At 63.1% G+C, this 22,909-nt stretch carries 22 protein-coding genes and 1 riboswitch; of the genes, 9 read left to right on the top strand and 13 right to left on the bottom strand.

The window, feature by feature from the left end; genetic code table 11:
• Positions 1-6: 6 nt before the first annotated feature.
• The 9 genes from qhpG to RA20_RS02580 are packed head-to-tail and all read left to right on the top strand — an operon-like array spanning position 7 to position 10,526.
• On the top strand, positions 7-1,350 hold the full coding sequence (qhpG, locus tag RA20_RS02620; protein WP_039124359.1) for a flavin-dependent monooxygenase QhpG: 1,344 nt from the start codon (positions 7-9) through the stop codon (positions 1,348-1,350).
• Positions 1,350-2,873: a quinohemoprotein amine dehydrogenase subunit alpha gene (peaA, locus tag RA20_RS02615; protein WP_039124357.1), complete on the top strand. Its 1,524-nt coding sequence runs from the start codon at positions 1,350-1,352 to the stop codon at positions 2,871-2,873. Before qhpG ends, peaA begins: the two co-directional genes overlap by 1 nt.
• Before the next feature lie 15 nt (positions 2,874-2,888).
• The gene (gene peaB, locus RA20_RS02610; protein WP_039124355.1) at positions 2,889-4,313 is read left to right on the top strand and encodes a quinohemoprotein amine dehydrogenase maturation protein; all 1,425 of its coding nucleotides are present in this window, start codon (positions 2,889-2,891) and stop codon (positions 4,311-4,313) included.
• Positions 4,310-4,633: a quinohemoprotein amine dehydrogenase subunit gamma gene (gene qhpC / locus RA20_RS02605; protein WP_039124354.1), complete on the top strand. Its 324-nt coding sequence runs from the start codon at positions 4,310-4,312 to the stop codon at positions 4,631-4,633. The genes peaB and qhpC overlap by 4 nt, the downstream gene beginning before the upstream one ends.
• Before the next feature lie 13 nt (positions 4,634-4,646).
• A complete protein-coding gene (gene peaD / locus RA20_RS02600) occupies positions 4,647-5,723 on the top strand; it encodes a quinohemoprotein amine dehydrogenase subunit beta (RefSeq protein ID WP_039124352.1) in 1,077 nt (358 codons plus the stop codon).
• Entirely contained in the window at positions 5,723-7,462 is a 1,740-nt protein-coding gene (locus RA20_RS02595) for an ABC transporter ATP-binding protein (RefSeq protein ID WP_052248794.1), read from the top strand. Before peaD ends, RA20_RS02595 begins: the two co-directional genes overlap by 1 nt.
• The gene (locus tag RA20_RS02590) at positions 7,459-8,115 is read left to right on the top strand and encodes a hypothetical protein (protein ID WP_052248793.1); all 657 of its coding nucleotides are present in this window, start codon (positions 7,459-7,461) and stop codon (positions 8,113-8,115) included. Before RA20_RS02595 ends, RA20_RS02590 begins: the two co-directional genes overlap by 4 nt.
• Entirely contained in the window at positions 8,112-9,107 is a 996-nt protein-coding gene (locus tag RA20_RS02585) for a helix-turn-helix domain-containing protein (protein WP_039124350.1), read from the top strand. The genes RA20_RS02590 and RA20_RS02585 overlap by 4 nt, the downstream gene beginning before the upstream one ends.
• A gap of 15 nt (positions 9,108-9,122) precedes the next feature.
• Entirely contained in the window at positions 9,123-10,526 is a 1,404-nt protein-coding gene (locus RA20_RS02580; protein ID WP_039124348.1) for an aldehyde dehydrogenase family protein, read from the top strand.
• Between the two features lie 116 nt (positions 10,527-10,642).
• On the opposite strand, the gene RA20_RS02575 is transcribed toward RA20_RS02580, so the two are convergent.
• The 13 genes from RA20_RS02575 to RA20_RS02515 form a co-directional block, all read right to left on the bottom strand.
• A complete protein-coding gene (locus RA20_RS02575; protein WP_039124346.1) occupies positions 10,643-11,293 on the bottom strand; it encodes an energy-coupling factor ABC transporter ATP-binding protein in 651 nt (216 codons plus the stop codon).
• Entirely contained in the window at positions 11,280-12,068 is a 789-nt protein-coding gene (cbiQ, locus tag RA20_RS02570) for a cobalt ECF transporter T component CbiQ (protein WP_039124345.1), read from the bottom strand. The genes RA20_RS02575 and cbiQ overlap by 14 nt, the downstream gene beginning before the upstream one ends.
• Positions 12,065-12,637: a hypothetical protein gene (locus RA20_RS02565; RefSeq protein ID WP_039124343.1), complete on the bottom strand. Its 573-nt coding sequence runs from the start codon at positions 12,635-12,637 to the stop codon at positions 12,065-12,067. The genes cbiQ and RA20_RS02565 overlap by 4 nt, the downstream gene beginning before the upstream one ends.
• Positions 12,634-13,251 (bottom strand): cobalt transporter CbiM, encoded by a 618-nt coding sequence (gene cbiM / locus RA20_RS02560; RefSeq protein WP_039124341.1) that lies wholly within the window; start codon positions 13,249-13,251, stop codon positions 12,634-12,636. The genes RA20_RS02565 and cbiM overlap by 4 nt, the downstream gene beginning before the upstream one ends.
• 10 nt (positions 13,252-13,261) lie before the next feature.
• Complete coding sequence (locus RA20_RS02555) at positions 13,262-14,047, bottom strand: DUF4198 domain-containing protein (protein WP_039124340.1); 786 nt, start codon at positions 14,045-14,047, stop codon at positions 13,262-13,264.
• Positions 14,048-14,188: 141 nt separating this feature from the next.
• Positions 14,189-14,402: riboswitch (cobalamin riboswitch) on the bottom strand.
• 398 nt (positions 14,403-14,800) lie between these two features.
• Positions 14,801-15,397 (bottom strand): amino acid synthesis family protein, encoded by a 597-nt coding sequence (locus RA20_RS02550; protein ID WP_039124338.1) that lies wholly within the window; start codon positions 15,395-15,397, stop codon positions 14,801-14,803.
• On the bottom strand, positions 15,394-16,203 hold the full coding sequence (locus RA20_RS02545; protein WP_052248792.1) for an alpha/beta fold hydrolase: 810 nt from the start codon (positions 16,201-16,203) through the stop codon (positions 15,394-15,396). The genes RA20_RS02550 and RA20_RS02545 overlap by 4 nt, the downstream gene beginning before the upstream one ends.
• Positions 16,196-17,269: an ABC transporter ATP-binding protein gene (locus RA20_RS02540; protein ID WP_039124336.1), complete on the bottom strand. Its 1,074-nt coding sequence runs from the start codon at positions 17,267-17,269 to the stop codon at positions 16,196-16,198. The genes RA20_RS02545 and RA20_RS02540 overlap by 8 nt, the downstream gene beginning before the upstream one ends.
• A gap of 20 nt (positions 17,270-17,289) precedes the next feature.
• The gene (locus RA20_RS02535) at positions 17,290-18,093 is read right to left on the bottom strand and encodes an ABC transporter permease (protein ID WP_039124335.1); all 804 of its coding nucleotides are present in this window, start codon (positions 18,091-18,093) and stop codon (positions 17,290-17,292) included.
• Positions 18,093-18,917, bottom strand: coding sequence for an ABC transporter permease (locus RA20_RS02530; RefSeq protein ID WP_039124333.1), 825 nt, complete (start codon positions 18,915-18,917; stop codon positions 18,093-18,095). The genes RA20_RS02535 and RA20_RS02530 overlap by 1 nt, the downstream gene beginning before the upstream one ends.
• A 165-nt stretch (positions 18,918-19,082) precedes the next feature.
• Positions 19,083-20,159 (bottom strand): ABC transporter substrate-binding protein, encoded by a 1,077-nt coding sequence (locus RA20_RS02525; RefSeq protein WP_052248790.1) that lies wholly within the window; start codon positions 20,157-20,159, stop codon positions 19,083-19,085.
• A 51-nt stretch (positions 20,160-20,210) separates the two neighbouring features.
• Positions 20,211-21,260, bottom strand: coding sequence for an LLM class flavin-dependent oxidoreductase (locus RA20_RS02520; protein ID WP_039124330.1), 1,050 nt, complete (start codon positions 21,258-21,260; stop codon positions 20,211-20,213).
• Positions 21,261-21,270: 10 nt separating this feature from the next.
• On the bottom strand, positions 21,271-22,779 hold the full coding sequence (locus RA20_RS02515; protein ID WP_206540089.1) for an aldehyde dehydrogenase: 1,509 nt from the start codon (positions 22,777-22,779) through the stop codon (positions 21,271-21,273).
• Positions 22,780-22,909: the final 130 nt, after the last annotated feature.

The following is a 22,909-nucleotide window of genomic DNA, read 5'->3' as shown; positions in this document are numbered from 1 at the left end:
GTGCAAATGGCACCTCGAATTGGCACCTTTGACATTGCAATCGCAGGCGGCGGCCCAGCCGGGTCGGTGGCCGCCATTCTGCTGGCGCGGGCCGGGTACCGGGTGGCACTGGCCACCCTGCCGCCGCGCGCGGCCCGGTTCGAAGGCATGTCTGCCCGCGTGGCCTCAATTCTGCACCGGCACGGCCTGCCGCTGGACGGGGTTGGCACGGCCCAGCAGCGACAGGTGCGGTGGGGCGCTTTTCAGGGCGGCCAAAACAACGAGCACCCGGCAGACCGCAGCACCTTCGACAACCAGCTTCTGGAGGCGGCCCGGGCCAGCGGTGCCGCCGTGTTTTGCACGGCTATTGCAGCTGTCCGCCCGGACAAAAGGCACATCCGCCTCGCCGGCGGCCGGAAGATCACAGCCGCCCTCTTGTTTGAAGCACGCGGCCGCCGCGCACCGCGCCTATTCGCAGGGTCGGGCCGGGACAGGTGCGCAGGCCCGGATACAATTTCCGTCGCCGGCATTGTGCCGCCGCTCGCCGGGTACATGGAAACGCCGCGGATCGACGCGCGGTCCAATGGGTGGATCTGGTCGACCCCTGTGAACCGGAACCAGCTGTGGCTTCAGGCCGTCGGAGACGCTGATTCATTGGGCCCGAAGGCCGGCGGCAAGACAGCGGTCAGTGCCCTGTGGCATTCCGTGCTGGAGGAAACTTCCATCCCCCTTCCCCGCCGCCCTGCCGTGCATGCCATTGCTGCCCGGCTGGCGGCGCCGGAGCTGGACCCGCTCTGTCCGCGGCTGGGCGACGCGGCAGTTGCGCTGGACCCCCTGTCGGGCCACGGGATGTTCTGGGCAGTCTCTTCGGCATTGATGGCCGTGCCAATCGCCAATGCCTTGCTGAACGGCCAAACAGCACTCGCCCGCGATTTCTACCGCGACCGGGTGGCCGCAACCTTCTGGCGGCAGGCCCGGATCGGCCGCGATTTCTACCGGGAGGCCGGGCTTGGCTCGCCGTTTTGGGACCGGCGCGCGGCTTGGCCCGATGACACCCCGGCCCATGATACCGGCATCCGGCCGCACATCAGCAGCCGGGTTGTTGTGCAGGACGGCCGGCTTGCACGGCGCGACGTGCTGATTACGCGCGACGCCCCCGGCGGCGCCGCCTTTGCCTGCGGGCAAGAGATTATTCCGCTTCTGCGCCGTCTGGGCACGCGGCCGCTGCCCGGCCGCGCAGGGTTTCACACCTCCGTCCTGCCCGAAGCATCACCGCAAGCCGCCAACGCCATTCACCAATGGCTGATCGCGCAGGGTTTCACCGAAGGGACGCAGATCCCTTTGGACCTCAGCAACAGGGAGACAATCTAATGACAGCACGAACAGGCAGCCTGACGGCCGCATTGATAATAACGATCGCAGGCACGGCGCCGGCGCTCGCCAGCGAGAGGCTGCTGCAGGACAGCTGCTCCGGCTGCCACACCGCCGAGGAAAGCGGGTTGAGCCGGATCAGCGGGCAGCGCAAAACACCAGAAGGCTGGATGATGACAATTGTGCGGATGCAGCAGGCGCACGGGCTCGACATCAGCGCCGCGGACCGCCGCGCCGTTGTGCAGCATCTGTCGGATACCCAAGGCCTGGCTCCAGCGGAAGCCGCCCCCTTCCGCTATGCGCTGGAAAAAGATCCGAATTACCAGGAAAGCCTGGAGGAGCCTTTTGCCTCGATGTGCGCACGGTGCCATACTGCCGCCCGCGGATTGCTGCAAAACCGCACGGCTGAGGAATGGGAACTGCACATGGATTTCCATGTCGGTCACTTCCCGACCATTGAATACCAGGCACTGGGCCGCGACCGCGAATGGTACAAGATCGCCCGGACCGAGATTGCAGACTATCTGGCCGAACAGAACCCGCTGGAGACTGCCGCCTGGACGGACTGGCGGGCCGCGGAGAAGCAGCCGGTGGCGGGCGGCTGGGTGGTGATGACCGACCTTCCTGGCATCGGCGAAGCCTACGGCAAGCTGACGGTCATCGGCGAAAACTCACCCTACCAGATCAGCGGCGAATTTGTGACGGCGGATGGTACTGTGCATCCCGCGTCAGGCCAGATGAACCTGTACACCGGATATGAATGGCGGGCCAATCTGGACATAGGCGGCACCGCCTACCGTCAGGTGCTGGCGCTGTCGGAAGACGGCAACAGCCTGCAGGGGCGCCAGTTCGACCGCGGCAACGATGCCCTGGGCGCACCGCTGACAGGTGTCAGAGACGGAGCGGGCAGCAGCATTCTAGGCACAGTCCCATCTGCGGTTCCTGCCGGAAAGGCCCGGGTGCAGGTGGTTGGCACCGGCCTGGAGTCACTTGCCAGTTCGACTGGCAGTACAGCCGCAAATGACTTCGGCACGGCCCTGTCGCTGTCAACTGAGGGCAATGGGATCGTCACTTTCAGCACCGGCAATGCTGAAGGGCAAATCGCGCATTATGCCTCCATCGACAGCATCCGGGTGGAACCGGAGTTCACCATCGCCCGTGTCGGAGGCGGCAGCGACAGCGGCCCTGCGGCGGTGCCCGCCTATTTCAACGCGGTGGGCATGTGGAACGGCCCCGACGGCCAAGCCGGCACAGAGGACGACGTGCGCATCGGCCGGGTTGACGCACAGTGGTCAGTGGCCAACGCGCATGACCACGCGGCGCATATGAAGGACACCGAATATGCAGGCGAAATGCAGGCCAGCGGCATCTTCCTGCCTGCAATTGCCGGCCCCAATGCGGACCGCCCCTTCAGCGCCAACAATGTGGGAGAATTGAAGGTGCAGGCCGAGGCGATGGGCCTGCGGGCCGAAGCCATGCTGATTGTCACCGTGCAGCGCTTCATCGACCCGCCGATCCGCTGAGACTGGAGAGAAACCATGAAAGACTTTCACTATCAGCCTGCCAATGCGCACCGGGTTGAAGTCGGCGGACGCGAGGTTCTGTTCCATGTTCCGACCACCTCGATTTTCGAGATGGACAGCGTAGACCGCGACATTCTCGATTATGCGGCGCAAGAACAGGCCTTCTCGATGGACGAGTTTGAAGCGCGGTTTGCGGTTGAAGATGCCGCGGCACGGCTCGACGGGCTGGTGCGGCTGGATATCGTCAATGACGGCCGCCCGCTGCAGCCGGAACGGCCGCCGATCGAGATCGAGACATTTCCGCTGACGACCATCGTTCTGAACGTCAACACCGGCTGCAATCTGGCCTGTTCCTATTGCTACAAGGAGGATCTGGCAGTGCCGTCCAAGGGCCAGAAGATGGCCTTTGAAACCGCCAGGAAATCGGCAGAGATGCTGCTGGCCGAAAACCCGGACCGGGACAGCTACAACATCGTGTTTTTCGGCGGCGAGCCGCTTTCGAACCTTCCGCTGATCCGCCAGGTGGTGGATTGGGCCGAGCCGCATTTTGCGGCGCTTGGCAAGGAAGTGAATTTCAGTCTCACCACCAATGCGACGCTGCTGACCGAGCCGCTGATCGACTGGCTGGACGCGCACCGGTTCGGGCTGACAGTCTCAATCGACGGCCCCAAAGCGCAGCACGACCTGAACCGCAAAACGGTGGGCGGCAAGGGCACGTATGACACGGTGGCGGCCAAGGCACGGCTGCTGCTGTCGCGCTACACTTCAAAACCGGTGGGCGCCCGCGTCACCCTGACCGCAGGCATCACCAATATCGTCGAGATCTGGGACCATCTGAAAAACGATATCGGCTTTGCCGAAGTCGGGTTTTCGCCGGTGACATCGGGCGAGATGGATGCGTTCAACCTCAACGGCGCCGAACTGCTGGAGGTATTCGAGGGGATGAAATCCCTGGGTCGCCGCTATGCCGAGGAGGCGCTGCAGGGCCGGAACATCGGCTTTTCCAACATGCATCAGATGATGAACGACCTCTACGAGGGTCGCTCCAAGGCACTGCCCTGCGGAGCCGGCGTTGGGATGCTGGCGGTCAATCACGATGGCGCGCTGAACCTGTGCCACCGGTTCACCGGCTCGGAAATGGATCAGTTCGGCTCCGTTGATGAGGGCATCAAGCGCAAGGAACTTTCGGGTTTCATCAAGGCGCGTTCCGACCGGACAGAAAAGGGCTGCGCCACCTGCCGGATCCGCAATCTATGCGCCGGCGGCTGTTACCACGAAAGCTATGCGCATTTCAGCGATCCGATGATGCCCACCTATCACTACTGCGACCTGATGCGCGACTGGATTGATTTCGGAGTCGCAGCCTACGCCCGGCTGATCGCCCAGGCGCCGCAGTTTTTCCACCACCATGTTGCGCCGAGGAGGGCGTTTGGAAAATGAAACCGCTCAATCAAAAAGCTGAACGCGTGCAGCAGGCCGCTGCCGAAGGCCAGATGGATGAAGTCCGTGCCATGCAGACCGTGACTGCCGGATGTGCCACCACTTTCGACCCGGGCTGGGAGGTCGATCCCTTTGGCGGCCTTGCCGCCCTGTGCCAGCCGATGGAAGCGGATCTTTACGGCTGCTCCGACCCTTGCTGGTGGCCCGCTCAGGTGCCCGACATCATGGTCAATCACCCGAATTGGGACGAGGGCGCACCAAATGCCGCCAAGGACTGGCGGTCGCTTGGCGCCACCTATCCTGCAGACGCCGAAACCTGAGGAGACCCGCATCATGAAATCCGCGTTTTTTGCTGCTGCCGCGCTCTGCGCCTCAGCTTTGCCGCTGGCCGCAGGCGACCTTCTGGTGACGGTGGCCCGGCCCTCGAACCTTTATGTCTTTGATGCCGGGGACCGCTCGGTCAAAGCCGACTGCGACCTGGGTGAAAATGTGACACCCGGTGTCATTGCCATGTCGCCGGACAACCGCATCGCCTATGTGCTGCTGAACCACTGGCAGGATGTGGTCGGTGTCGATATCGAAACCTGCGAGAAAGTGTTCCATGCCGCCCAGTCCGAAGGCGATGTCACCCGCCGCTCGCTGGCTTCGCTGGCTGTGTCCAAGGATGGCAGTCAGATCTACACGGTGCGCAATCCGGTACGAAAGAAGATTGACCGCTACGAGGTGATGCAGCCGGAGTTTGCCGTCTATGACGCGGGTGCGGGGCTTGCAGCGGAACCATCCGCCGTCTTCGAAGCGCCGCGCCGTTCCACCCTGATGGCAAGCGACCGCAATGGCCAGGTCTATGTCGCCGGGCATGAGATCTACCGGGTGGACCCCGACAGCGGCACAACCGAAGTGGCAATAGCCAACGCCAGCTGGGACCGCCCCACCTACAGCCCGCCGGATGTGCTGGCATTCTGGCCCACCGGCAGCCAGAACGACGAGATGCTGCTGATGTACACGGCGGCTGTCTTTGCGGATGAAACCCAGCAGGAGCTGGCGGACTTTGTCTGGGGCTATCAATCGGTCGATCTGAGCACCGGAGAAACCGAGATCGCCGATTTTGCCTCCTTCGAGGTACTGATGTTCTCAGCCGTGCGCAGCGCCACGGATCCCAAGCACCTTTATGGAGTTTACACCCAGCTCTCCAAGCACAACCTGGAGACCCGCGAACTGGTGAAGCGGGTGGACCTGCCGCACACCTACTACGTCATCAATGTTTCCAGCGACGGGCGCGAGATCTATGTCGCGGGCACCAATGACGACATCGGCATTTATGACAGCGACACACTGGAACGGGTGGGCGAGATCCGGATGCCCTCCGGCGGGGACATGTCGGTCTCAACCCTGCATGTCGTGCCGCAGTGATGAACGGGCCAGCCGCCAAATACTCCCCCCAGCCGGACGGCCCTGACGCTGTCCGGGTCTGGCCGCACCTGCCGTCACGTGCAGGTGCGGTGCTTTTTACTTCCTCGACCGCGGCCTGGCTGCTGCCCATTTTGCAACCGCACCGGCGGCGGCTGGCGGTGCTCTTGCTGATCAGCTTTGCCGCTGCCGCCCTTGGCCTGCTGCCGCCCTATATCAGCAAGCTGGTCATCGACCGCGGACTGATGGCAGGAGATGCCACACAGCTGCTGGTCTGGTCTGCAGCGCTGTTTGCCGTTGGCCTGCTGGCCACCGGCACCGGTGCCCTTAGCAACATTCTGCATATGCGCGCCTCAGTCCGGATGCTGGCGCGGATGCGGCAGAAACTGCTCTCCCGGCTGGCGGCAAAGCCCTCAGATTGGTTTGCTGCCCAGCGCGCGGGAGAGCTGCTGGCACGGGTTGATGGCGACGCGGCTGAGGTGCAGAAGTTTGCTTTCAACGCAGTGCTGAGCGGTTGCTCCGCAGTGATCCGGCTGGCCGGCGGCTCGGTCATGCTGATGGTTCTGGACTGGCGGCTGGGACTGCTGACAGCGCTGCTGGCTCCGGCTGAGCTGCTGTTCCTGATCTGGGCGCGGCCGCGTACCGAACACCACGCTGCAGTAGTGCGGGAGGCGCAAGGGCGCTACAGCGCCGGTTTGTCCGAGACCCTGTTCGGCCTGCCTGCTCTGCAGGTTGCGCGCGGGCTCCGCTGGGCAGAGCAGCGCAGCCTGCGCGATCATGCCGGACTGAATCAAAGGCTGATCGCTCAGAACCTGTGGGGGGAGTTCACCCGCGCCGTGCCGGTGCTGCTGTCAGCACTGACCCGCTCGGCGGTTTTTCTGGCGGGCGGGCTGATGGTGATCCACGGCGAGTGGCCGCTGGGCTCGCTAATCGCGTTCATTGCTTACATGGGTTTCATGACCGGGCCGATGCAGTCGCTGCTGGGCCTGTGGCATGCGCAAGCCCGGGTCAAGGTTGCCGCGGCCCGCCTTGATGCGGTAATGCATGCCCCCCCTGCCCGCTCTGCCGGCTTCTCTCCCGCGGGCTACAAGCTGCGGCTGGACGGCGTGACCCTGGCCCGCGGCAATGCCGCCCCGCTCGGCCCGCTCACACTGACCATTCCCGAAGGTACCCGTTTGTTGCTGAGCGGGGCCAGCGGTGCCGGCAAGACTTCGCTGCTTGAGGTGCTGTGCGGCCGTGCCACGCCCCTGGCTGGGCGGGCAACCCTGGGCGGTGCGGAGCTTAGCCTGCTCGGCAGAACCCCGCTGCCTGCGCAGGTGGCCTATGCTGGGCAAAGGCCATTTACTCTGCGAGCCAGCCTGCGTGACAATCTGTTCCAATCCCGGGCTTTCTGGGGCGGCGCCGGAAATGAAACCAAAGTGTGGGAACTGCTCAACCTGTTCGGCCTGGCGGAAAGGTTCCGCAACGCAGACGGCCTGGACACCCTTCTGGGGGAAAACGGGCTGACTCTTTCCGGCGGCGAGCGCCAGCGGCTCTGTCTGCTGCGCGCGCTCCTGTCCCCTTTCGACATCCTCGTTCTGGATGAAGCATTGTCGGAGGTCGATCCTGCCACTGCCAGCCGGATCCTCGCCTATATCGACGAGACCTTTCCGCATGCCACCCGTATCCTCACTGCACACAACGGCGCGGCGGCCGGCGGGAGTTTTGACATGGAAATCTCCCTGACGGAGGCCCGCCCGTGACCCATGCTCCGCTGATTGCATTGATAGACGGCCCGCTGGCAGCGGACACTCCCGGTCTCAGCGCCCGCACCGATGCCTGCGCGCTGCATCTGCGGGCCGCTGAGAGCCCGGCGGCGCTGCATGCCGCTCACATGGCCGCCGCCATCCGTGCCAATGCGCCCGCAGCCCGGTTTCTTGGGATCAGTATCTTTCCCGGCAGCCTGTCCACGTCTCTCGCAACTGCTGCAGAGGCGCTGTACCGGGCTGCAGAGAGCGAGGCGGAGATCGTGCACTGCTCCTTTGGCCATACCAGCGCCAGCCATTTGCTGACGGAGGCCGTGACAGCTGTGCTGGCGGCCGGCAAACTGCTGACCGCCTCAGCGCCTGCGCGCGGTGCGCCGGTCTATCCCGCGGCCTGCGAGCAGGTTTTCTCGGTGCAGGGCGATGCCCGCTGCACCCCGGCCCAATGGTCGCGGCTCGACCTGCCCGGCGCGCGGTTCGGCGCTTGTGCCGGCAGCCCCGGCGCAGCTGTTCGCGGTGCTAGCCTGGCGGCGGCGCATTTCACCGGGCTGCTGGCCCATGCCTGCATGAACGGCGGGGTTGAAAGGATGCTGCGCGCGCCCTCCTTCACCGGCCGTGAACGCATCGTGCCGGGTGGTCCGCAGGCCGCATGATCTGCTTTGACGACTGGAACAGCACCCTGCGTGCCAGCTGCGGCCATTACTACGCTGCCCCGGACAGATCTGCTCCCGCCTGGATGGGTTCGTTTGAATTGCACCGGCGCGGAAGCATCGACGTTGCCGAGATCCGCAGCGCGCCGGTCCGTATCGAGCGCACACGTCAAGGCATCCTGCGCGACGATCAGGAGCATTTCTTCCTGCTGCACCAGTTGGATGGTGAAACCGGCATCCAGCATGCGGGCCGCCAAACGCTGCTGCAGCCAGGAGAGTTTCTGCTGCTCGATTCCACCCGTTCTGCAGAGCTTAGCATCTGCGGCCGGCCGGCGGCCTTCCTGTCAGCTCACTTGCCGCGGGCGCTGGTGCTGGAAGCCAGCCGGGAGATGCCGCACGCCGGCCGCAAAATCGCCCCGCCGCATCCGCTGCTTGCCAGCATGCGCGCCCTGCTGGAGCCGGAAGGCGCACAGGACGGCTCCGGGTATCTTTTCGAACTGGTATCACTGGCCTTTACCGGTGCCGGACTGCGCCCTGCCGCAAACGGACCTGGATGCCGAAAACACCGGTTCAGGCAGGTTTGCGAAACGCTGCAGCTGCTCAGCACTGATCCAAAGCTGACTGTGGACACTCTTGCTGTCCGCACCGGGTTATCGCGCCGCCAGCTGCAGCGTGAATTTCAGGAAAACGGCACCACCTTTACCGATTGCCTTACCCGCACACGACTGGCCGCAGTAGCGGGCAAGCTGCGCCATTTGGCACGGCAGGACCGCCGGGTGCCAATTGCCCAAACCGCCTATGGTGCGGGGTTTGGCGATATTTCCCATTTCAACCGAATCTTCCGGCAGCATTTCGGCTGTTCGCCGCGCAGCTTCCTCAGCGCAGAGGCGTGCCGCAGATCTTTGGCACAGGACGCAAACTCTTCGGCGCCTCCGCCCAAGACACCGCCGCCGCTCCATGGTGGTGTTTCCCAATCAAACCCGGCTGATGGATAAACAGGGAGGACAGCGATGGACTACTGCATGCTGATCAACGGCGAACAGGTTTCGGCGGAGCGTATGATTGAGGTGATCAACCCGGCAACAGAAGAGGTTTTCGCCCGCGTGCCGCATGCCTCCGAGACGCAGATGGACCAGGCTGTTGCTGCAGCCAAGGCTGCGCAGAAGGATTGGGAAAAGACACCCATGGCTGAACGGCGCGCAAAGATTGAGGCTCTGGCCGCCGCCATCGGCGCGGAAGCCGACGAAATCGCCCGGCTGATCACCTTGGAGCAAGGCAAGCCGCTGCCTGAAGCGCAGGGCGAGACCGCTTGGTCGCAGGGCTATCTGGCCCACACCGCAACTCTGGAGCTGCCCGACCGCGTTATCCAGGACGATGCAGAATTCCGCATCGAAACCCGTCACAAACCGCTGGGCGTGGTGGCAGGCATCATTGCCTGGAATTTTCCGCTGCTCTTGTGCTGCTGGAAGATCGGCCCGGCACTGATGGCAGGCAATGCTATTGTGCTGAAACCCGCGCCGACCACTCCCGTTGCGGCGCTGAAGCTGGGCGAGATCTGCGCCCGTATCTTTCCGCCGGGGCTGGTCAACGTCATAACCGATGACAATGACCTCGGCCCCAAGCTGACCGTGCATCCAGACGTGGCCAAGATCGGCTTTACCGGCTCTTCGGAAACCGGCAAGCGGATCATGGCCAGCGCAGCAGACACCATGAAGCGGGTGACCCTGGAGATGGGCGGCAATGACCCGGCCATCGTACTGCCGGACGTGGACGTGAAAGCGGCTGCGGAAAAGGTCTATGGCGGGGCGTTTCTGAATGCAGGCCAGGTTTGCCTGGCTGTGAAACGCGCCTATGTGCACCACGACATCTACGAGGAGTTCTGTGCCGAACTGGCCTCGCTCGCCAAACAGGCGGTGGTTGATGACGGCATGAAACAGGGAACGACCATCGGCCCGATCCAGAACAAGGCACAGTTCGACAAGATCAAGGGGTTCCTGGAAGACGCCCGCGCCTGCGGCCGGATTATTGCCGGAGGAGCGGTCAAGGAGGGGCCTGGCTACTTTGTACAGCCGACAATTGTCCGCGATGTCACCGATGGGCAGAAAATCGTGGACGAGGAGCAGTTCGGGCCAATCCTTCCGGTGATCCGCTTTGACAGCATCGATGATGTGGTCGCCCGCGCCAATGCCTCCGACTACGGCCTGGGCGGCTCGGTGCATTCTTCCGATACCCGCAAGGCCACTGAAATTGCAGGGCGTATCGAGTCCGGAACGATCTGGGTGAACCAGCAGCTGAACATCGGCCCGCATATCCCGATGGCCGGTTTCAAAGGCTCTGGCCTTGGCGTCGAGCAATCAGTCGAGGGGCTGGCGGAATATACCCAGATGCAAGTAATAAACGTTGCCCGCTGCTGACCAGCGGCCTCAACCAGCCGGGCTTCCCCTGCGGCGGCCCGGCCCGCACCGGCAAGCGGTGACCGGCTATGCCGCCAGGCACCTGCCTCTGCCGCAAGGCCCTCTGCCCGAACGTGCTAAATCCGCACGAGCACCCGCTCTTTCAGCTGAAACCCGCCCGGAGCAATCTGCGCGCGGAATTCCGGGTCATGGCTGACGAGCAGGATCGCCTGATCAAGCCCTTTTAGTATCTCAGTCAGCCGCGCGTAGTTGTCCGGGTCCAGCGCGTTGGTCGGCTCATCCAGAATGAGCACTACCGGCTCCATGGCCAGGACTGTGGCCAGCGTCACCAGCCGCTTTTCTCCGCCCGACAGCTTGTGTGTGACCCGGTCGCGCAAATGCATCAGGCCCAGGCGGGTCAGCACAGTGTCAACAACCGCTAAAGCCTCCTGTTTGGACTTTCCAAGGTTCAGCGGGCCAAAGGCCACATCTTCGGCCACAGTCGGGCAAAACAGCTGGTCGTCGGCATCCTGAAACACAAAGCCCACGCGGCGGCGCACATCGTGAAAATCCGCCTCGGCGCCGCAAGGTCTGCCAAAGGCAGAGACGGTCCCTCTGGTAGGGGCGAGCAGCCCCATGATGATCTTCAGGAGCGTCGATTTTCCGGCGCCGTTGGGACCGACGATCGACAGCCGCTCTCCGGCATCAAGCTGCATCGAGGCGCCTTGCAGCACGGGATCCAGCCCGGGGTAGGCAAAATGGATGTCGTTCAGTTCAAGAAGCGGCATAGACGGCCTCGGCCCAGACCAGGGCGGCAAGTGCGGAAGAAAGCGCGAGAACAAACAGCAGGTCTGCGCGCCGGAAGCGGAAGTCTTCCAGCAGGATGATGCGTCCGGAAAAGCCCCGGCATTTCATGGCTGCGAGAATACGTTCCGACCGTTCAATTGCCCGCACCAGCATCATCCCCACCAGGTAGCCGTAGCTGCGATAGGTGTGCCAGTTGGTTCCAGGCCGGAAGCCGCGCAGCTTCATTGAGGTGCGCAGCCGCTGGTATTCCTCGCGCAGGACATCGATGTAGCGGATGGTGAACATCATCAAATGCACCAGCCGCTCAGGTGTTCTGAGGGCAAACAGCGCGTGCCCCATGGTAACCGGCTCCATGCTTCCCACCAGCGTCATGACAGCCAGGATCACAGCATTGGCTGTCAGCGCAATCTCCGCAGCACGCCACAAGCCTTCCCAGCTGGCTTCCAGTCCCCAAACGGAGAAAATCGGAGCCCCTGGGATTGTGAAAGGCAGCATCAGCAGCATGAAGATGATGAAACTGTCCATCATCGCCATCCGCTTGAGCGTTTTACGGGACGGCAGGCCTGAGAAGGCCAGCAGCCACATCGACAGACCAAGCGCGGCCGCCAGGACCCAAAGGTTGCTGAGGGACACCACGACCACTGCATAGACGGCAGTCATCACAATTCGCATCCGCGGGTCGAGCGCTGTGACCTTGGCACGGAAAGTCCCAAACCCGCTAAGCGGCTTTTCTTCGCTTGTCAGAACATAGGTCATGCGCTGCCGCCGATTTTGCGCCGTGCAGCGATGTAGAAGCCCAGGCCGAACAGGCCGAAGATATAGCCGATGCCGCCTAGGACGGACTGGAAGTCCGACTTGTTCTTGAACGCAGTCAGTTCCTGACGCAGCGGCCGCAGCTCGGTGCGCAGCATCCGTGCCAGTTCTGCCCGGGATTGATCGGACAGCCCGGCAGAGGCCGCCGCCGAAGGCGCGGCAGGGCTGGCTGCGGTCTCAACCGGGCTTTCGCCCATAATCGCCGCGACCTCGGCCGCCTCCATGGTCATTTCGGCAACATGGCCCGCTCCCAGGTCGCCGCGGAAGACATGCGTCACCGGTGCCGCCGGGGTGAACAGGAAAAAGCCATCGGCATCAGTCTTGGTCTCGCCCAGTTTCGCACCGGCCCCGTCAAACACTTCGATCAGCAGATCCGCAGCCATATCCCCGTTCGAGAAGCCCACCTCGCCCTCAATGTCCGAACCGGAGGGAAACACCGAGGAGATTACGTTGTGCGCCAAGGCCGGCAGCGGCGCCAGCAATGCGAGGATCAGAACACAGGAGCGGATCATGCCAGGCTTCCTTTTGTGTCGACAAACAGCTCGGGTTTCACCCGCCGGGCCAGGAAAATGGCCGCGCCGGACAGCAGCGCTTCGATCACCATCACCGGAATATGGGAGAAGAAAACTAGCTTGGCGGCGAGTACGAATTCGTCGCCGGACAGCATCAGCGAAACCGCAACAGCAAGGGTTGTCGCCGCAACCGCCACACCGCCGCCGATGCCGCCCCAGATCGCCCCCTGCAGCGGCGAACCGCGCGCCACAAGCGGACGGAAGATGAGGCCCACGAGGACCGCGGGCAAGGCGATGTTGACGGCATTCACCCCCAGAACGGTCAGCCCGCCAAAGCCAAAGAAAACCGCCTGCAGCAGCAGCCCCACAAACAACGCCGGGAACGCAGCCCAGCCCAGCATCAACCCCGCCAAACCGTTCAGGATCAGATGAACCGAACTGGGTCCGATCGGGACATGGATCAGCGAGGCCACAAAGAAACTCGCCGAAAGCACCCCCGCCGCCGGAATACGCTCCAGCGGCAGGCTGCGCAGACCCATGGCAATACCGCCGACGGCGGCAACTGCGCCGCCGATCACAACAGGGTTAGACAGGGCGCCGTCTACGATATGCATCGGTCTGCTTTCACTTCAGTTCTTCAGCGTGGATCCACAGCACAGCATCCTGGCTGAGTTCCTTGCCGTCGTGCTCGGTCGCCGGGCCGGAACCCAGAGCTGCAAAGCCCCAGTAGCCGGCTTTCGGGATGCCAAAGGAGAACACGCCGTTCTGGTCGGCAATGGCAACAATCGCACCGCCTGGCATCTCACCCACGGTGGGGCTGGTGGTGGAGAACTTCTCCAGGTCCGGCTCGGCTGCCATGAACTCAATCTCGATTTCTGCACCGGCAACCGGCTTGCCGTCCGCCAGGACCTGGCCCGAGAAGGTGGAGCCGACAATGACGTTATAGGGCTTGTTCAGCGGCAGGATCTCGGTGGCCAGGCCAACCGGCTGGTCCCAATCGGTCGGCAGGGTGTTGCGGTTCAGCACAACCTTGGCGATCTGCTGGATGTAGATGTCCTCGCTTTCCTCGTAATAAGGCGCGGGCACTGTCACCACGACATAGTCGCCGGAGCGCTTCACCGGAACGGACGCCTTGTAGGCAGAGGCTTCGTTTTCAACACCTTTGAAGGTGGCAGGCTCCAGGCGGTCCGACAGGTCGGTCTTCTCGCCCTTATGGATCATGAAAAACTCTTCCGGCTTGCCCATGTCCATCGCATGGCCGTTTGCCATCGGGTGCCAGAACACCAGGCCCATCGGCACGTCGCCCGGCTTCTCGATCAGCGCGTTTTCGGTGTAGTTCAGCTGGAAATGCGCCGATGCGGTAACCGGCAGGGAAACGGCCAGAGCTGCGGCCAGGTAGTTCAGTTTCATATCGTCCTCATTCGACGACGCAGGCGCACCTGCAATCAGGAATGAACAACGGGGAGTAGTGGCACGGGAAGCCGGAACGGCCGTCGCGCCAGACGCGCACCCCGGCGTCCGGTGGAAAAGAATCGAAACTCCGCACGCGAAGCCTCAGTCCTGTGTCCGGCAGGTCTCCTGACTCGCGGGTCTCGGTTCAGCTGGCCTTCCCGGGAAGCTCCCAGTGGCGTGTTCAGCGTCACTCACCGCTTACAGTTGCGGGGGCAGTCACGGATTTGGTCCCTTTTGGGTACGCCGCACCGTGTTCCCTATTTCTTCCGCTGCGCATTGAAACACTCGCGGAACCGGTCACTCTGGCTGAATGGCAAAACGGAAATTCTGAGTCAAGCGTCTCGTTTTCCGCGCCTCTCCGGCCGAGCAGGAAAGCTTCCGTTCCCATCTCTGAGTTTGATGTGCTGAATTGAGTGAACTGATCAGCGCGCCACGCACGGATACAGCTCGAACTTTTGATGTTCTTAAGGTCCGGTCATCCGCGCTGCAGGCCAATCGTAAGGCCATGGCCGGGCTGCGGCTGGAGCGGCACGCAGCCCGGATGGCACTGGATAGTGAAGTGCCCCGGCAACCAGCATCATGAACTAATTGCAGGACCGGCTGGGGAAGGTCTTGGGGCCGCCGGATACGGCGCCGCCATTGCGCTACGACACCTGGCTCAACCAGAAGCGAGAGCCGGGGTTAAGTTTCATTTGCCATCAGGCGCGACCCTCACCGCGGTCGCGCAGATTGATCGTGACCCAGGTCCTGCATGTCCTGGAAGCGGTCTCCGATCCGGTGGTGCGGCCGCCCGCCGGTGGCAACGCCGATGGCGATCAGCACCTCGTCCGGGCCGGGCGCGTCGGGGATGCTGAACTCCACCGTCAGGAAATGCGAGCGGGCGCCGCCCTCGGTGATGTGCTTCAGCGGCATGGTGATCGAGTTGCCCGGGCCGCCGCGCTTATTCGAAAACGGGATGAACTCGCTGCTCTGCACCGCGTCGCGCAGAAAGTTCCCAAACCGCAGGGTGTGAATGAGAGCCGAGGCGTGCTCGACCTCGCCGTTGACCCCAACGATGGCGGATTTGCCGAAGGCCTGCACCTTGTCCCCGCCGCCCACCAGCGGCATCAGCCGGTTCACCATTTCCTCGCCCAGCACCGGGGCAAAGGCGTGGATCTCGGGGGTGAGGTCTTCAACAAACCGCCCGGACCAGGGGTTTTTCAGCACCGCCGCCACCGCGGCCATGCGCAGGGGCGGGTTGGCAGGCTTGTGGCCCTCGATCAGGATGTCTTCGATCCAGGCAACGTATTTGCGGACTTCCGGGGTCATGTCTTGGTCTTTTCTGTTGGGCCGCCATGGGCAGCAAGGAAGGGGTCGATAAGGGCAGCCACCTGTTCCGGCGCTTCCAGCAGCACCGAATGTTTCAGCCGCGGCAGGATGTGAAGGCGGGCATCGGGGATCTGTGATGCCATGAACTCCGACATCCGCGGCGAGGAGCCGATGTCGTTCTCGCCGGTCATCACCAGCGCCGGGGCGGTGACTTTATGCAGTTCGGCGCCCAGATCATTGCCCGCCAGCACCCGGTAGGCGGCAACGTAGCAATCGGGGTCATTTTTCAGCGACTTCTGCCGCCGCGCCTCCAGCACCTCGGGGTGCGCGGCAACAAACTCCGGCGTGAACCAGCGGTCCACTGCGTTGGCCAGATGGGTGAGCGCGCCTTCGCGGGCCAGGGTTTCGGCACGTTCGCTGACGCGGGCTTGTTCTTCTAGTGTGCGCCCGCCGACCGAAGACACCAGCGTCACACAGCGCAGCCGCTCCGGGTAGCTCAATGCAATTGCTTGCGCGATCAGCCCGCCGAGGGAAAATCCGATGACCGAAGCGGACGCCACATCCAGGTAGTCAAGAAGCGCAATGGCGTCATCGGCCAAGCCTTGCAGCGTATAGGGCCCAGGGGAGCGCCGTGAAGCCCCATGCCCGCGCAGGTCAAAGCGGATGTAGCGGCGGTCAGGCGACAGATGCGACAGCACCCCGTCCCAGCTCTCCAGGTCCGAGCCGACACCATGGATCAGCAGCACCGGATCGCCCGCACCTTCGTCGCGGTAGTTCAACGCCACGTCGGCGGAGCGTTCAAACATCGGCCAGGATCCTTGCATCCTCGGCCCGGAAACTGAGAGTCGCCTGGCTGCCCGTCTCCAGCGCCGTGGCCTCGGCCTGGGCGGCCTGTTCCAGCGCCGCCACCTCGGTGCCGTCCTCCAGCGCGATGATCGCCTTGCGCGACTGGCCGAGATAGATCAGTTCCTTCACGGTGCCAGTCAGCGTGTTGCCCCCCGCAGCACCGGTGCCATTCATCACCTTCAGCCGTTCCGGCCGAACCGCCAGAACTGCGTCGGCTCCCTCCTGCAGAGGTGCGCCAAGCTGGCCGTTCAGCCCGCGCACCGAGGCCCCTGCCCCGTTGCAGCCCTGGGCCCTGCCGGCAATGAAATTGGTCTCACCAATGAAATCCGCGACAAACTTGGTCTGCGGCGCCTCATACAGCTCGCGCGGCGAGCCCACCTGCTCGATCCGGCCATTGCTGAAAACGGCAATCCGGTCGGACATCACCAGCGCCTCTTCCTGGTCGTGTGTCACATAGAGCACCGTGGTGCCCATGTTCTTGTGCAAGTGCATGATTTCCAGCTGCATATGCTCGCGCAGCTTCTTGTCGAGCGCGCCCAGCGGCTCGTCCATCAAAAGCAGCCGCGGCTTGAACACCATGGCCCGCGCCAGCGCCACCCGCTGCTGCTGGCCGCCCGACAGCTCCTTGGGCAGGCGCTGGCCAAAGCCCGCCAGCCCGACCATCTCCATCGCTTCTTCAACCCTGGAACGCCGATCGCTTTTCGCCACCCCGCGCATCTCCAGCGGAAAGGCGATGTTCTGCGCCACGGTCATATGGGGGAACAGCGCGTAATGCTGGAACACCATGCCGATATCGCGCTTCCAGACCGGGATCGGATCCAGCGGTTGCCCATTGAGGCTGATGCCGCCGGCAGTCGGCTCGGTAAACCCCGCAACCATCATCAGCGTTGTGGTCTTGCCCGAGCCGGACGGCCCCAGGAAGGTCACGAACTCGCCGTCGGCCACATCCAGATTGATGTCCTTGGCGGCGTCAACCTGGCCATAGGCTTTGCCGAGACCGGCGAGTTTCAAAAGAGGGTCAGTCATGTCGAAGTATCCTCGGAAGTCTACAGGCCGGGCTCGCGGCCCGAGCGGCGGCGGGCGATGCCGTCCGCCAAGAGGGCGAGCAGGGAGAACAGGAACAGCACGGTGGCAATGGCGGCGATGGTCGGGTCGGTGTCGCCCTTGATGTTGGACCACATCTGCACCGTCACCGGGCGCACCCGCGGGGTGGACAGGAACAGTGACACCACCAGCTCGTCAAAGGAGATCACCATGGCAAACAGCATCCCCGACATAACCGAAGGCGAGATCAGCGGCAGCGTCACCCGGCGGAAAGCGATCCAGGGCGGAGCACCGCAATTGGCCGCGGCATCCTCCAGCCGCTTGTCGAACACCGCCAGGTTGGCGCTGACCGTCGACAGCACATAAGGCAGGGTCAGGATCACATGGGCCAGGATCAGCCCCCAGAGTGAGCCATAGAGACCCCAGATCCGGAACACCCCGAAGATCGCGGCGGCGGTAATGATCACCGGCACCACCAGCGGCGCCATCAGCACAGCGCGGACCGCCAGCGCCCATTTGCTGTCCATCCGGCTCAAGGCCAGAGCGGCGGCGGTGCCCAGCACGGTGGCGGCAATGGCTGCCGGCACCATGATCTTGAGCGAGGTAACCAGCGTCCGGGTCCAGGTTGGATTGCTGAACATCTTCTCGTACCACTGCAGCGACAGGCCGGGCGGCGGGAAGGTCAGGTACAGCGCTGAGCTGAAAGAGATCACGAATATGATCACCAGAGGCGCCAGCATATAGACCACCAGCATCACGTTGATGATGCCCCGCAGGCCGCCCCAGAATTTTGCAGAATAGAACATCAGATCCGCCCCCGGCGCAGTTTGGATACGCCCTTGATGATTGCGAACAGCAGCCCGGTGCCGATCAGCAGCACAATCGCCAGGGCCGAGGCCAGCGGCCAATCGCCGAACTCGTCGATGCGTTCAAAGATCAGCTGCGCGATCATGATGTCGCCGCGGCCGCCCAACAGGGCCGGGGTGATGAAATAGCCAAGCGCGATGATGAAGACGAGCATCGCCCCGGTGCCCAGCCCCGGTAGGCAGAGCGGCAGATAGACCCGGAAGAAGGCCCGCACCGGCGTCGCGCCCAGGTTGGTGGCGGCCCGGAAGAACGACCCGTCAATCCGTGCCATTACGGAATAGAGCGGGAAGACCATGAAAGGCAGAAGAACCTGCACCATCCCCAAGAGCACGCCAAAGCGGTTGTAGACGATGTCCAAGGGCTCGGCGATCATGCCGATGCCAACCAGGATGTCATTGATGATGCCGCCGCGCTGCAGGATCACCAGCCAGGCAAAGCTGCGCACCAGGATCGAGGTCCAGAACGGGATCAGCACCACAAAGATCAGCAGCTTGCGGATCCAGGGCCGGGCATGGACCATCGAATAGGCCACCGGAAAGCCGATCAGCGCACAGAGGATCGTGGTCGCCCCGGCAATCGCCACCGTATTCCAGAGCACACCCAGATAGATGCTCTTGGAAAAGATGGCGATGTAGTTCTGCAGCCCCCAGACAGGTTCGGAGACGCTGCGCTGCAACAGCCAGCTGACCGGGTATAGGAAACAGACCCCGATCAGCAGAACTGCCGGTATCAAGAGCCAGAGAGTACGGTTTCCCGCCGTCATCGCACAGCGCCTCCTGTTGTTTAGAGAGTTAATAATATGGCTGAATCGCCCGGCGGCACGCCGGGCAGCGCCTGACCTTCCCCCTGGGAAGGCGCTACTCGCCTCCCCAAGGTCAAGCGCTGCCCTTAGTTCATTTTTCCGAGCACCCGTGTTTGCCTGAGCCGATCAGCTCAGCTTCCACTCGTTCCAGCGCTCGGTCAGCGGGCCAAGGTTGTCACGCCAGTAGGCCGCGTCGATCAGGAAGCCTTTCTCGGCATTCTCCGGCGTGGTGGCGAGCCACGGCACAACACTGTCTTCCACCTTGTCAAAGGCAGCGGGGTTCACCGGCGCATAGGCCAGCGTATTGGCCATCAGCGCCTGGTTGTCCGCGTCCACTGTGGCGTTCATGAAATGCTGCGCCACTTCGGCATTCGGTGCGCCCTTGGGGATCACCAGATAGTCAATCGAGCGGATGTTCTGGTTCCAGGTCAGGTCAACCGGCGCACCCTTCTTGTTGACGTCGAATGTACGGCCGTTCAGCAGCACGCCGACGCCGACCTCCCCATCCACAAACAGCTGCTGCGCGGCAGAGTTCGACTTGTACCAGATCACGTGGTCCTTGATCGTATCCAGCTTGCGGTAGGCGCGCTCGATATCCAGCGGATAGAGGTCTTCAGGTGCAACGCCGTCGGCCATCAGCGCAATTTCCATCATCGGATAGGCGCGGTCGCGCAGAGCGCGCTTGCCAGGAAATTTCTCGACGTCGAATACATCCGCCCAGCTTTGCGGGGTGTTTTCACCCACCACATCGGTGTTGAAGGCGATATTGTAAGACCACACGATGCAGCCGATGCCTTTCTGATGCACATAGGCCTGATCCAGCGCGCTGGCATCGACGATACCGAAGTCGAGATCCTCGAACAGCTCTTCATTGGCGAACAGGAAGGTGTCGGTCACATCCACCACATCCCAGATCGGCTGGCCGCCCTCGACCATGGTGCGCAGTTTTGAGCCGCTCATCGGGCCGTCCTGGATTACTACCGCGCCGCTTTTCTCCATGAACGGGTTGCAATAGGCAGCCTCCTGCGCCGCCTGATAGCTGCCGCCCCAGCTGGCAAAGACCATCTCGCGGCCAGAAAGGTCCGCCGCGGCCATGGCCCGGCCGGTGCCAGCGGCCAATGCGGCAGCGGAAACGCCCGCTGCCAGGGATGTTGTCAGGAATGTGCGGCGGCTGAAGCCCGCCCCGGTTTTACGTTCAGTCATGATTTCCTCCCTAAGGTAGACTGTAGCGTGCGTGATGCGCTTGGGCCGTCTTTAAGCGGCTTTCTGGGCGCGGAAATGCGGGATGACGCGGTCGGCGAACAGCTCGACCGTGCGCTGCGCCACCTCATGCGGCAGCCCGAAGGTGGGGCCGATCATGATGTGGCCGATGCCGATGGCCTGATAGCGTTCCAGCTTGGCGATGATCTCGTCGGGCGTGCCGAACAGCAGGTTTTCCTTGAGATTTTCCGGCTGGTACTCGCCGCGCGCGGCAACGGTGTCAAAGTCCACCGGTTCCGGGAAGCCGTTTTCCACGGTGCCCGCGTTCTTGAACAGATTTTCGAAGTTGCGGCCGAAATTCACCACCGAAGACACAGCCGTATCCAGCACTGACGGATCGTCATAAACGCAGCACACCCGCATGGTGGCGTGAGACAAACCGGCAGGGTTGCCAGCCACCTCTTTCGCTGCGCGGAACTTGGTCTCCAGATCTTCGACCTCGGCGAAATCCTTGCGCAGAGCGGTGGACATCACGTTGCAATTGTTCTTCAGCGCAAACTCAAAGGTGTTCTGGTCGCGCGCCGCCACCCACATGCTAGGCACTTTTCCCAGCGGTTTGGGAACACAGGCGACCGAGGGGAAGTTCCAGATCTCGCCCTCATGGGCATAATCGCCCTCCCACAGCCGCTGTACCGCCGGGATGATCTCGCGCAGATACCGCCCGCCTTCGCCCTGCGGCATGCCGCCGGCCATGCGGTCGAACTCATACTGATAGGCGCCGCGGCCCAGACCCAGCTCCAGCCGCCCGCCGGTGAGGATATCGCAAAGCGCCGCCTCGCCCGCCAGCCGGATCGGGTTCCAGTAAGGCGCCGCGACGACCCCGGTGCCAAGACGTACATTCTTGGTGTGGTTGCCCCAGTGGGACAAGAGCTGGAACGGGTTCGGAGAGATGGTGAGCTCAATCGTGTGATGCTCGGCGGTCCAGACGATATCGAACCCGCCCTGGTCGGCGATCTTCACCAGATCCAGCGCTTCGGCAGCGACCTGATCCATGCCCTTAGAGGTGTCGAACCGCGCCATGTTGACGACAATGGAGAACTTCATGGGAACAATCCTATTTGTTGACGCGCATCACAAAGGCATCCTGCTGGGCGCCGGAATAGTCGATCACGACTGTCTTGATGCGGCTGAACTCTTCGATGGCGGCAAAGCCGTTGTGTTTTCCGTAGCCCGAGTCCTTGTGCCCGCCGGAGGGGGACATGACAGAGGGGCTGCGGTAGGTGTTGATCCAGACCATGCCGGCCTCGATCCTGCGCATAAAGCGCAGCGCGCGGTTCATGTTTTGCGTCCAGATGCCCGAGGCCAGCGCAAAGTCGCTGTCGTTGGCCATTTCCAGCAGGTCATCTTCGTCGCGGAATTTCAGGATGGCGAGCACCGGGCCAAAGATCTCTTCCCGGGCAATGCGCATGTCGTTAGTGACGTCAGTGAAAATCGTGGGCTCGACAAACCAGCCGTCGCCCAGCCCTTTGGGCCGGCCGCCGCCAAAGGCAAGCGTGGCGCCTTCACCCAGGGCGCTTTGGGTAAAGTCTTCGACTTTTTCAACCTGGCTCCACAGCGCCAGCGGCCCCAGTTGCACGTCGTCCCGGCCCGGGTCGCCGATGTTGATCGCACGGGCCTTGGCGATGATCTTGGCGACCACCTCGTCATAGACGCTTTCCTGGATGAAACAGCGCGAGCCTGCCACGCAGGTCTGCCCGGCAGCGGCAAAGATCCCGGCCACCACGCCATTTGCGGCAGCATCCAGATCAGCGTCGTCGCAGACCACATGAGGCGACTTGCCGCCCAGCTCCAGCGCCGCCGGGGTCAGCTGCTCCGCCGCGCCCTTGGCAATCACCTTGCCGGTGGCCGGGCCGCCGGTGAAATCAATCTTATTGACGCCGGTATGGGAAATCAGTGCGTTGCCCGCGGTATGGCCCAGCCCGGTCACCACGTTGAACACCCCGTCCGGAAAGCCCGCTTCCTTCATCAGCCCGGCAAAGGCAACAGCGCCGGCCGAAGCGTGCTCCGACGGCTTCACCACCACCGCGTTGCCGCAGGCCAGGCAGGGCGCCAGCGCCCGCATCATCATGTACAAAGGCGAGTTCCAGGGGATGATTACCGCCACCACGCCCAGCGGCTCACGGACGGTGAAATTCAGCATGTCAGGCTTATTGACCGGGATCGTGGTGCCCTCAATCTTGTCGGCCATGCCGGCGAAATAGCGCAGGGCGACCGGCAGCGCCTGGCTCAGCGCCCGCATCTCGCGCAACAGCTTGCCGTTGTCCTTGGTCTCGACCTCTGCCAGCCGCTCTACATGCGCATCCAGCAGATCCGCCAGCTTCAGCATCAGCAATCCGCGCTGGCTCTGCGTCATGTCGCGCCATGCCGGGTTGTTCATCGCCGCATTGGCGGCTTTGACGGCCGCATCGACCTCGGCATCGGTGCAATCGGGCACCTGGCACCAGACCTCGCCGGTAGCCGGGTCATAGCTGTCAATCGGCGCCCCCGCCGAGGCCATGTATTCGCCGCCGATGTAAATCGGCAGGCAGGTGTCACGAAGGGTGTCTACGGTGATAGCTGTCACTTGCCGCTCTCCTGATCGGTGATGAATTTGGTCCAGGGGGTGGCACTGCGCTCGATCGGGTTGATCTGCCCGGCGCTGGTGGAGCCATCGACGTACAAGCCAAACCGCGCCTGGGCGTATTCGCTTTGGA

It is taken from the genome of Leisingera sp. ANG-Vp (genome assembly GCF_000813725.1).
GTDB lineage: Bacteria > Pseudomonadota > Alphaproteobacteria > Rhodobacterales > Rhodobacteraceae > Leisingera.
The sequence above is the reverse complement of the archived record's forward strand: the minus strand, read 5'-3'. Positions and strand labels throughout refer to the sequence as shown.

What these genes read in the sequence shown, in the direction of transcription:
- RA20_RS02545 (WP_052248792.1), bottom strand. Translation starts at nt 16,203, where the DNA reads ATGTTTGAACGCTCCGCCGACGTGGCGTTGAACTACCGCGACGAAGGT.
- qhpC (WP_039124354.1), top strand. Translation starts at nt 4,310, where the DNA reads ATGAAACCGCTCAATCAAAAAGCTGAACGCGTGCAGCAGGCCGCTGCC.
- cbiQ (WP_039124345.1), bottom strand. Translation starts at nt 12,068, where the DNA reads ATGACCTATGTTCTGACAAGCGAAGAAAAGCCGCTTAGCGGGTTTGGG.
- peaA (WP_039124357.1), top strand. Translation starts at nt 1,350, where the DNA reads ATGACAGCACGAACAGGCAGCCTGACGGCCGCATTGATAATAACGATC.
- qhpG (WP_039124359.1), top strand. Translation starts at nt 7, where the DNA reads ATGGCACCTCGAATTGGCACCTTTGACATTGCAATCGCAGGCGGCGGC.
- RA20_RS02530 (WP_039124333.1), bottom strand. Translation starts at nt 18,917, where the DNA reads ATGACGGCGGGAAACCGTACTCTCTGGCTCTTGATACCGGCAGTTCTG.
- peaB (WP_039124355.1), top strand. Translation starts at nt 2,889, where the DNA reads ATGAAAGACTTTCACTATCAGCCTGCCAATGCGCACCGGGTTGAAGTC.
- RA20_RS02535 (WP_039124335.1), bottom strand. Translation starts at nt 18,093, where the DNA reads ATGTTCTATTCTGCAAAATTCTGGGGCGGCCTGCGGGGCATCATCAAC.
- RA20_RS02585 (WP_039124350.1), top strand. Translation starts at nt 8,112, where the DNA reads ATGATCTGCTTTGACGACTGGAACAGCACCCTGCGTGCCAGCTGCGGC.
- RA20_RS02550 (WP_039124338.1), bottom strand. Translation starts at nt 15,397, where the DNA reads ATGACCCCGGAAGTCCGCAAATACGTTGCCTGGATCGAAGACATCCTG.
- RA20_RS02580 (WP_039124348.1), top strand. Translation starts at nt 9,123, where the DNA reads ATGGACTACTGCATGCTGATCAACGGCGAACAGGTTTCGGCGGAGCGT.
- RA20_RS02525 (WP_052248790.1), bottom strand. Translation starts at nt 20,159, where the DNA reads ATGACTGAACGTAAAACCGGGGCGGGCTTCAGCCGCCGCACATTCCTG.
- RA20_RS02575 (WP_039124346.1), bottom strand. Translation starts at nt 11,293, where the DNA reads ATGCCGCTTCTTGAACTGAACGACATCCATTTTGCCTACCCCGGGCTG.
- RA20_RS02540 (WP_039124336.1), bottom strand. Translation starts at nt 17,269, where the DNA reads ATGACTGACCCTCTTTTGAAACTCGCCGGTCTCGGCAAAGCCTATGGC.
- peaD (WP_039124352.1), top strand. Translation starts at nt 4,647, where the DNA reads ATGAAATCCGCGTTTTTTGCTGCTGCCGCGCTCTGCGCCTCAGCTTTG.
- RA20_RS02520 (WP_039124330.1), bottom strand. Translation starts at nt 21,260, where the DNA reads ATGAAGTTCTCCATTGTCGTCAACATGGCGCGGTTCGACACCTCTAAG.
- RA20_RS02555 (WP_039124340.1), bottom strand. Translation starts at nt 14,047, where the DNA reads ATGAAACTGAACTACCTGGCCGCAGCTCTGGCCGTTTCCCTGCCGGTT.
- RA20_RS02595 (WP_052248794.1), top strand. Translation starts at nt 5,723, where the DNA reads ATGAACGGGCCAGCCGCCAAATACTCCCCCCAGCCGGACGGCCCTGAC.
- cbiM (WP_039124341.1), bottom strand. Translation starts at nt 13,251, where the DNA reads ATGCATATCGTAGACGGCGCCCTGTCTAACCCTGTTGTGATCGGCGGC.
- RA20_RS02565 (WP_039124343.1), bottom strand. Translation starts at nt 12,637, where the DNA reads ATGATCCGCTCCTGTGTTCTGATCCTCGCATTGCTGGCGCCGCTGCCG.